This is a genomic window from Mesorhizobium sp. M4A.F.Ca.ET.020.02.1.1, assembly GCF_004022645.1.
GTDB lineage: Bacteria > Pseudomonadota > Alphaproteobacteria > Rhizobiales > Rhizobiaceae > Mesorhizobium.
Genome location: NZ_RZOI01000175.1, coordinates 1 through 9,447 on the forward strand (window position 1 = coordinate 1; position 9,447 = coordinate 9,447).

Here is a 9,447-nt window from a genome sequence, read left to right on the forward strand (position 1 = left end):
AGACAGAGATTGTAGAGCACCTGATTTGTCTGGACGCTGCTGCCGTCGCGCAGCCCGACCAGTTCCTCCATCTCATCGGTGTCGAAATTGCTGACGCCCCAATGGCGGATCTTGCCGGTCGCCTTCAGCGCCTCGAAAGCCTCGACGGTCTCGGCCAGCGGCACGCTGCCCGGCCAGTGCAGCAGATAGAGGTCGATGCGGTCCGTGGCGAGACGCCTCAGACTGTTCTCGCAGGCCCGCTTCACCCCGGCGCGCGAGGCATTGGACGGCAGCACCTTGCTAACCAGGAACAGCTCGTCGCGCCGCCCGGCGATGGCCTCCGCCACCACTTCCTCGGCGCCGCCGCTGGCATACATCTCCGCGGTGTCGATCAGCGTCATGCCGAGGTCGAGCCCAAGCCGCAAGGCCCTCACCTCGTCGGCGCGGTGGCGGCTGTCCTCGCCCATTTTCCAAGTGCCCTGGCCGAGCACCTGGACGGCTTCGCCCGAGGGCAATGTGGTGGTTCTGATGGTCGATGGCATGACTGGGCTCTCACTGACGGCGGGATCGCATCACAGCCGCGATAGGAAATCCAGTGGTGCCAAGCCCGCCCGGATTTCTCGCGTGCCAAAAACCTACTTCGCCGGATGGGCGGCGAGCCAGGCCTGCATCTCCTTGATCTCGGCCTCCTGCGCCTTGACGACACCTTCGGCGAGCCTGCGGATTTCCGGATCCTTGCCGTTGGCGAGCACCACCTTGGCCATGTCGATGGCGCCCTGGTGATGCGGGATCATGCCGCGGACGAAGTCGACGTCGGCATCGCCCGAATACTCATCTGCCATCATGGCGGCATGCATCTTGTCCATCGCCGCCTTGTAGCCGGCGGTCGAAGGGCTCTCCGCGCCCATCGCCATGCCGGACATGTCGTGCTTCATCTCCTGCGACTGCGCCGGAACGCTTTCGAGGAAGACGGCGAGCAGCATTCCCGCCGCCATCAGCAGCAACACGATCTTCTTGGCCAAGGTCATCCAGTATCTCCTGTTGATGGATAGTCGTATTTGGGAGCTTCGATCAGAGTTTCAACGTCCTCAGCCGCAATGCGTTGCCGATGACCGAGACCGAGGACAGGCTCATCGCCGCCGCCGCCAGCATCGGCGACAGCAGCGTGCCGGTGAGCGGGTAGAGCACGCCCGCCGCGACGGGCACCCCGAGCACGTTGTAGAGGAAAGCGAAGAAAAGGTTCTGGCGGATGTTGCGGATCGTCGCCTGGGCAAGCGTGCGCGCCCTGACGATGCCGTTGAGATCGCCCTTGACCAGCGTGATGCCGGCGCTTTCCACCGCAACATCGGCGCCGGTGCCCATGGCGATGCCAACATCGGCGGCGGCAAGTGCCGGCGCATCGTTGACGCCGTCGCCGGCCATGGCGACACCTGCGCCCTTGGTGCGCAGTTCCTCGACCAGCGCGCCCTTCTGCTCGGGCAGCAGGCCGGCGCGCACTTCGTCGATGCCGAGCTTGCCAGCTATGGCGCTCGCCGTGCGCTCATTGTCGCCGGTCGCCATTATGATCCGCAAGCCGCTGTCATGCAGCGCCCGGATCGCCTCGGCCGTCGTCGCCTTGACCGGGTCGGCGACGGCGACGATGCCGGCCAGCCTGCCGCCGATGGCGACGAACATCGCCGTCTTGCCCTCGCCCCGCAGCGCGTCCGCCGGCCCTGAAACCGAGCCCGTGTCGATGCCGAGATCGGCCATCATCGCCGGATTGCCGAGCGCGACCTTGCTGCCCGCCACCGTGCCGGAGACGCCCTTGCCGGTGACGGCCTCGAAGTCGCCGGCATCGGCTATCTTGATACCGCGGTCCGCCGCACCCTCGACGATCGCCTCGGCCAGCGGATGCTCCGAACCCTTCTCAAGCGAGGCGGCCAGCGCCAGAAGTTCGTTTTCCGCGATGCCGCCGGCGGGGACGACGTCGGTCAGCCGCGGCCGGCCCTCGGTCAGCGTGCCGGTCTTGTCGACGATCAGCGTGTCAACGGAAGCGAAGCGCTCCAGCGCCGCCGCCTCCTTGATCAGCACGCCGGCATGGGCGCCGCGTCCGGTCGCCGTCATGATCGACATCGGCGTCGCCAGCCCCAGCGCGCAGGGACAGGCGATGATCAGCACCGACACCGCCGAGACGATGGCGAAGATCAGGCTGGGCTGCGGCCCGAGGATCGCCCAGGCGGCGAAGGCGGCGAGCGCCACCAGCACGACGGCCGGCACGAAATAGAAGGAAACGCGGTCGGCCAGGCCCTGGATCGGCGCCCGCGAGCGCTGCGCCTTGGCAACCAGTTCGACGATGCGCGACAGCGTCGTCTCGGCGCCGATGCGCTCGGCGCGCATGACCAGCGAGCCGTTCTTGTTGAGCGTGCCGCCGGTCAGCGCGTCGCCCTCGGTCTTTTCGACCGGCAGCGGCTCGCCGGTGATCATCGATTCGTCGATCGCCGAGCGCCCCTCGAGCACGACGCCGTCAACCGGGACGGCATCGCCCGGACGGATGCGCAGCCGGTCGCCGGCCTTGACCGTATCGAGCGGCACGTCGCTCTCGGAGCCGTCGGCGCCGATCAGCCGCGCCGTCTTCGGTGCCAGGTCGAGCAGTGCGCGGATGGCCGAGCCGGTGCGCTCGCGGGCTCTGAGCTCCAGCACCTGGCCGAGGAACACCAGTGCCACGATGACGGCGGCGGCCTCGAAATAGACAGGCACGGCGCCGCCATGGCCGCGGAACTGGTGTGGAAAGATGTCCGGAAACAGCGTGGCGGCGACGCTGTAGAGGTAGGCCGCGCCGACGCCGAGCGAGATCAGCGTCCACATGTTGGGGCTGCGGTTGCGGATCGAGTCCCAGCCGCGATGGAAGAACGGGAACGCCGCCCACAGCACGACAGGGCTCGCCAGCGCTAGCTCCGCCCATGTCTTCGTGCGGTCGTCGATTAAGCTTTCGAAGCTCAGGCCGAGCATAGGCGCCATGGCGATGACGAGCAGGGGCAAGGACAGCACTGCGCTGACCCAGAATCGCCGGGTGAAATCGACAAGTTCGGGATTCGGACCCTCGTCGCCGGTCGGCACTCCCATCGGCTCCAGCGCCATGCCGCAGATCGGGCAAGCGCCCGGCTTGTCGCGGATGATCTCGGGATGCATCGGACAGGTGTATTGCGTGCCCTTCGGCATCGGCTGTGGTGCCGGCCGGTCGCCGAGATAATTGGCCGGCGCGGCCTCGAACTTGCCCTTGCAGCCGGCCGAGCAGAAGTAGAAGCCCTGGCCCTCGTGGCGGATAAAGTGTCTGGCGCTGGAGCGATCGACACTCATGCCGCAAACGGGATCGGTGGCGGTCAGGTATCTTTCCGGATCGGCGTCGAATTTCGAACGGCAGCCCTCGCTGCAAAAATGATGGATCTGGCCGCCATGCTCGGCGGTCGGCTTGCCGGCGGTCTGATCGACCGTCATGCCGCAGACCGGATCGCGGATGACCGCCTCAGCGGCAGGCGCGGTACCCTTCGCGGAGCAGCAGCCGCCGCCGTGCGCGTGGTGATCTTGGTCGGAATGGGCCATTGGGAATGCCTCTTATGTCGCGATCTGAGGCCGAGGTAGTGCTTCCAGTAACTGGAAGGTCAAGGGTCGGCCGTATTTTTTCCGCCAGGCAATTCCCGGCCGGTCGAGGCAGCGGAATCCCGTATTGTCGGCGTGTCCGTCCGCCCCATACCCAGCACCGCGAAAACGCGCTATAGACGCCGCCAAAAAGGCAAGGCCGACCCGGGCATATGGCAAAAATCTCCCTGAAACTCGACGAGTTGATCGACGGCGTGATGCTGCGCCACGACATGACGGCGCTCACCGCGGCCCATGCCGGCGACGGTTCAGGGCCGGCGACGCGCGCGGCCGTCCTGCAGCTGCTCAAGGCGCGGCTCGCCGGCGGCCGCAAGATCGCGGAGGCCATGCTCAGGGAGGACGGCGGCGGCACCGCCTGCGCCGCCCGGCTGTCGCACGTCATGGACGAGATCATCCGGGCGCTCTACGATTTCGCCGCCACCCACGTCTATCGCGTCAAGAACCGCTCCGCGGCCGAGCGCATGGCGGTGGTGGCGGTCGGCGGCTACGGCCGCGGCACGCTGGCGCCGGGGTCCGACATCGATCTGTTGTTCCTGCTTCCCTACAAGCAGACGCCTTGGGGCGAGCAGATCGTCGAATACATGCTCTACATGCTGTGGGACCTCGGCCTGAAGGTCGGCCACGCCACCCGCAACATCGACGAATGCCTCAGGCTGTCGCGCACCGACATCACGATCCGCACCTCGATCCTGGAGGCGCGTTTCCTGTGGGGCGAGCAGAAACTTTATGACGAGCTTTTGACGCGTTTCGACCATGAGGTGGTGCGCACCACCGGCCCCGAATATGTGCAGGCCAAGCTTGCCGAACGCGACGATCGCCACGCCAAGGCCGGAGAAAGCCGCTATCTGGTCGAACCCAACGTCAAGGACGGCAAGGGCGGGCTGCGCGACCTGCAGACGCTGTTCTGGATCGGCAAATACTTCTACCGGGTGCGCACCGGCGAGGAGTTGGTCGAGAAGGGTGTCTTCACCGAGGCCGAATACCGGGAATTCCTCAAGGCCGAGGATTTCCTCTGGGCGGTGCGCTGCCAGATGCACTTCCTCACCGGCAAGGCTGAGGAGCGGCTGCATTTCGACATCCAGCGCGAGATCGCCGAACGGCTCGGCTATACCAGCCATCCCGGCCTGTCGGCGGTCGAGCGCTTCATGAAGCACTACTTCCTCGTCGCCAAGGATGTCGGCGACCTCACCCGCATCTTCTGCGCCGCGCTCGAGGAAGAGCAGGCCAAGCACGTGCCTGGTTTCAACCGCATCTTCCTCACCTTCCAGCGTCGCAAGCGCAAGCTGGCCGGCACGTCCGATTTCATCGTCGACAATCACCGCATCAACGTCGCCGACGACATGGTGTTCGAGCGCGACCCGGTCAATCTGCTCAGGCTGTTCTGGTTCGCCGACAAGCATGGGCTGGAGTTCCACCCCGACGCGCTGAAGCTGCTCACCCGCTCGCTCGGCCTCGTCGGCAAGGCGCTGAGGCGCGACGAGGAGGCCAACCGGCTGTTCCTCGACATTTTGACCTCGGACCGCTACGCCGAGCTCAATCTCAGGCGCATGAACGAGGCGGGGCTGCTGAGCAAGCTGATCCCGGACTTCGGCAAGATCGTCGCCATGATGCAGTTCTCGATGTACCACCACTATACGGTGGACGAGCACCTGATCCGCTGCATCGGGGTGTTGGCCGAGATCGAGCGCGGCGACGGCGAGAAGGTGCATCCGCTGTCGCATTCGCTGATGCCGGGGCTGAAGAAGAGCCGCGAGGCGCTCTATGTCGCCGTGCTCCTGCACGACGTCGCCAAGGGGCGGCCGGAGGATCATTCGGAAGCCGGCGCCCGCATCGCGCGGCGCATCTGCCCGCATATGGGGCTGTCGGCCGCCGACACCGAGACGGTGGCCTGGCTGGTCGAGAACCATCTCGTGATGTCGATGACGGCGCAGACGCGCGACCTCAACGACCGCAAGACGATCGAGGATTTCGCCTCGATCGTGCAGTCGGTCGAGCGGCTGAAGCTGCTGTTGATCCTCACCGTCTGCGATATCAGGGGCGTCGGGCCGGGCGTCTGGAACGGCTGGAAGGGGCAGTTGCTGCGCACGCTGTACTACGAGACCGAGCTGCTCTTGACCGGCGGCTTCTCCGAAGTGTCGCGCGCCGAGCGCACTTCCGCTGCGCGCGAGCGGCTGGCCGAGGCGCTGGCCAACTGGCCGGCGAAGGAGCGCAAGCGCTATGTCGCCCAGCACTACGAGAACTACCTGCTGACCGTCGACCTCGCCGACCAGCTGCGCCATGCCGAGTTCGTCCGCGAGGCGGATGCCGCCGACAAGAAGCTCGCCACCATGGTCAAGACGCACGAGTTCGAGGCGGTGACCGAGATCACCGTCCTGGCGCAGGACCATCCACGCCTGCTGTCGGTGATCGCCGGCGCGTGCGCCGCCGCCGGCGGCAACATCGTCGACGCCCAGATCTTCACCACCTCGGACGGCCGGGCGCTGGACACGATCCTGATTTCGAGGGAATTCGACCTCGACGAGGACGAGCGCCGGCGCGCCGAACGGGTCGGCCGGCTGATCGAGGACGTGCTGTCGGGCAAGACCTGGCTGCCGGAAATGATCGAGAAGCGCACCAAGCCCAAGCGCGGCGCCAAGGTCTTCCGCATTCCGCCGCGGGCCGAGATCCGCAACACGCTGTCGAACCGCTTCTCGGTCATCGAGATCGAGGGGCTCGACCGGCCCGGCCTGCTCTCCGAGATCACCGGGGCGCTTTCCGATCTGTCGCTCGACATTGCATCGGCGCACATCACCACTTTCGGCGAGAAGGTCATCGATACCTTCTATGTCACCGACCTCACTGGACAGAAGATCGACAGCCCGACGCGCATGGCCACCATCCACAAGCGGCTGATCGAATCGCTCGAAGGCATCGCGCCGGAGCGCGGCGGCAAGTCCAAGGCCGCCGCCGAGTGACCATCACTTTGTCCCAATCGCACAGGCAGTCTCCCCGCGCATGAGCCTTGTCAAGAAATTCGCCACCGTCGCTTCCGGCACGCTGATGAGCCGCGCGCTCGGCTTCGGCCGCGAGATGCTGATGGCGGCGGCGCTGGGCACCGGACCGGTGGCCGACGCCTTCAACGCCGCCTTCCAGTTTCCCAACACCTTCCGCCGGCTGTTCGCCGAGGGCGCCTTCAACGCCGCCTTCGTGCCGCTGTTCGCCAAGGAGATCGAGACGCATGGCACCGAGGGCGCCAAGCGCTTCTCCGAGGAAGTGTTCGGCGTGCTGTTCACGGCACTGCTGGCGTTGACCATCGCCATGGAGTTCGCGATGCCGCTGATCGTGCGCTACCTGGTGGCGCCGGGCTTTGCCGACACGCCGGGCAAGTTCGAGACGACGGTCACGCTTGCGACCATCATGTTCCCCTATCTCATCTGCATGTCGCTCGGCGCCATGATGGCCGGCATGCTGAATTCGCTGCGCCGCTATTTCGCCGCGGCGGTGGCGCCGGTCTTCCTCAACATCATCCTGATCGGCGTGCTCGGCTACGCTTGGTACAATGGGCTGGATGCGCACGACGTCGGCTTCGGCCTGTCCTGGGGCGTGCTGGCGGCGGGGGTGGTGCAACTCGCCATCGTCTGGGTGGCGGTGCGCCATGCCGGCATCTCGATCGGCTTCCGCCGGCCGAAGATGACGCCGAGCGTCAAGCGGCTCCTGATCCTGGCGCTGCCGGCCGCGATCACCGGCGGCATCACCCAGATCAACCAGCTGATCGGCACGGCGATCGCCTCGGCGCAGGACAGCGCCGTGTCCTCGCTGGCCTATGCCGACCGCATCTACCAATTGCCGCTCGGCGTCGTCGGCGTGGCGGTGGCGATCGTCCTGTTGCCGGAACTGTCGCGGGCGTTGAAGTCGGGCAACCTGATCGAGGCCGCCAACCTGCAAAACCGCTCGGTCGAGTTCACGCTGTTCATGACTTTGCCGGCGGCGGCCGCGTTGTGGGTGATGTCGGAGCCGATCGTGCGGCTGGTCTACGAGCGCGGCGCCTTCGCCGCCAACCATTCGACGCCGATCGTGGCCTCGATCCTGGCGATCTTCGGTCTCGGCCTGCCGGCCTTCGTGCTGATCAAGGCCTTCACCCCCGGCTATTTCGCGCGAGAGGACACGCGCACGCCGATGATGTTCGCCGCCATCTCGGTCGGCGTGAATGTCGCCACCGCGCTGTCGCTGTTTCCGTCGATGGGCGCGCCGGGCATCGCGGTGGCGTCTGCGATAGCCGGCTGGGTCAACGCCATGATGCTGCTTGCCGTGCTGATCCGGCGCGGCCATTGGGGTCGCGACATTCCGCTGTTGAAGCGCATTCCCCGGCTGGTGCTGTCCGCCGTGATCATGGCGACCGCGCTTTACTTCGCGGAGCGGCATTTTGCGACGCAGATCGGACCCGGCTCACCGCTGGTCGTGAAAGCAACGACGGTGCTTGCACTGGTCGCGGGGGGTGCTGCGCTCTATTTCATCGCCGCCTTCGCGACCGGCGGCGCCGATTTCGGCATGATCCGCAGGAATGTGAAGCGCGGCGAGGCAAAGGCAGCGCCGCCGGTTACGGAACAGTCTCCAGATCCGTGAGCCTGAATTCGTCGGCCGTGGAAAGCATCGGAACGGCGTAGTGGCGTGCGCAAGCGTAGTGGAAACAGTCCGCCAGGTTCAGTCGGATGGCGTTGTTGCGAAACCGCGACGCGGCCTCGATGGATAGCGATGCCGCGTCCAGCGCCGGCGGCAGCTCGCGCAAGGCAATTGCGCGCTCTTCAAGAAAACGGGTCACAATCTCAGCGCTTCTGGCAACCGGTATTGCCAGCTTTTCCGGCCGGGATAGGGCCATTGAGGCTTCCCAGACCGCGATTGCGGAGGTGAATGGAGCCGAGGCGTCCACGACCGCTTGCGCGCAGCGTTCGGCCTCAGCTTCATTGCTCAGCATCGCAACGATAGCGGCTGCATCGACGAACATCAGTCCTCGCCGGACAGTTCATCATAGACCGAGCGGGGCAACGGCCTGCGCGCCTGCTCGCCCAACTCAATTCCAAACTCGGCCCTCAGCCGGGCTGCCGTCTCCAACGGCGTCTCGCGGTTGCGCCGCCGTTCGAGGGCTTCGCGCATGGCGATCACGATGGCCTCGGTGATGCCGACGCCCTCAGCTTTGGCGAAGGCGCGGGTTAGCCTGTCGGCTTCCTTGTTGTTGATATTGATGGTCATGACTACATTCTTTCATGTAGCTTGAAACATGTAGCCACCGCATGCCAATGTCAATAGCCCGTTAATCGGCACGTTGGGTGCCTCTTGATCGGATGCCGGGCTTCGTCCATAAGCGCGCCCGTCGAAAGACTTTCGCCGCGCGCGAAACGGCCCTCCACAAGCCAATGAGGAAAAAATGTCAGCCTTCAAGCCACTCGTCTTTTCGGGCGTCCAGCCGACCGGCAACCTGCATCTCGGCAATTATCTCGGCGCCATCAAGAAATTCGTCGCCCTCCAGGAACAGTCCGACTGCATCTATTGCGTCGTCGACCTGCATTCGCTGACGGCGCAGCTCGTCCATGACGACCTTGCCGACCAGACCCGCTCGATCACCGCCGCCTTCCTCGCCTCCGGCATCGACCCCAAGAAGCACATCGTCTTCAACCAGTCGCGGGTGATGCAGCATGCCGAGCTTGCCTGGATCTTCAACTGCGTGGCGCGCATCGGCTGGATGAACAAGATGACGCAGTTCAAGGACAAGGCCGGCAAGGACCGCGAGAACGCCTCGCTCGGCCTGCTCGCCTATCCAAGCCTGATGGCGGCCGACATCCTGCTTTACCGCGCCAC

7 protein-coding genes and 1 pseudogene are annotated in these 9,447 nt (G+C 65.6%); 3 read left to right on the forward strand and 5 right to left on the reverse strand.

What is annotated here, in order from left to right; genetic code table 11:
* From EN742_RS13680 to EN742_RS13690, 3 genes are all read right to left on the reverse strand, one after another.
* On the reverse strand, positions 1-521 hold a 521-nt coding region (locus EN742_RS13680; RefSeq protein WP_148670099.1), incomplete at its 3' end, for an aldo/keto reductase.
* 93 nt (positions 522-614) lie between these two features.
* A complete protein-coding gene (locus EN742_RS13685; protein ID WP_127407111.1) occupies positions 615-1,007 on the reverse strand; it encodes a DUF305 domain-containing protein in 393 nt (130 codons plus the stop codon).
* Between the two features lie 43 nt (positions 1,008-1,050).
* Positions 1,051-3,558: a heavy metal translocating P-type ATPase gene (locus tag EN742_RS13690; protein ID WP_127421538.1), complete on the reverse strand. Its 2,508-nt coding sequence runs from the start codon at positions 3,556-3,558 to the stop codon at positions 1,051-1,053.
* A 209-nt stretch (positions 3,559-3,767) separates the two neighbouring features.
* Between EN742_RS13690 and EN742_RS13695 the strand changes: the two genes are divergently transcribed.
* Together EN742_RS13695 and murJ are read left to right on the forward strand one after the other, a co-directional pair.
* Positions 3,768-6,569: a [protein-PII] uridylyltransferase gene (locus tag EN742_RS13695; RefSeq protein WP_128332914.1), complete on the forward strand. Its 2,802-nt coding sequence runs from the start codon at positions 3,768-3,770 to the stop codon at positions 6,567-6,569.
* Between the two features lie 40 nt (positions 6,570-6,609).
* Entirely contained in the window at positions 6,610-8,217 is a 1,608-nt protein-coding gene (gene murJ, locus EN742_RS13700; protein WP_127405513.1) for a murein biosynthesis integral membrane protein MurJ, read from the forward strand.
* Here murJ and EN742_RS13705 read toward each other — a convergent pair.
* Entirely contained in the window at positions 8,192-8,596 is a 405-nt protein-coding gene (locus EN742_RS13705; protein WP_127283977.1) for a type II toxin-antitoxin system VapC family toxin, read from the reverse strand. The genes murJ and EN742_RS13705 overlap by 26 nt on opposite strands.
* Positions 8,596-8,841: a type II toxin-antitoxin system VapB family antitoxin gene (locus EN742_RS13710; RefSeq protein ID WP_127283976.1), complete on the reverse strand. Its 246-nt coding sequence runs from the start codon at positions 8,839-8,841 to the stop codon at positions 8,596-8,598. The genes EN742_RS13705 and EN742_RS13710 overlap by 1 nt, the downstream gene beginning before the upstream one ends.
* Positions 8,842-9,016: 175 nt before the next feature.
* Here EN742_RS13710 and EN742_RS13715 point away from each other — a divergent pair.
* Positions 9,017-9,447, forward strand: a pseudogene (locus EN742_RS13715) (tryptophan--tRNA ligase); the annotation flags it as partial.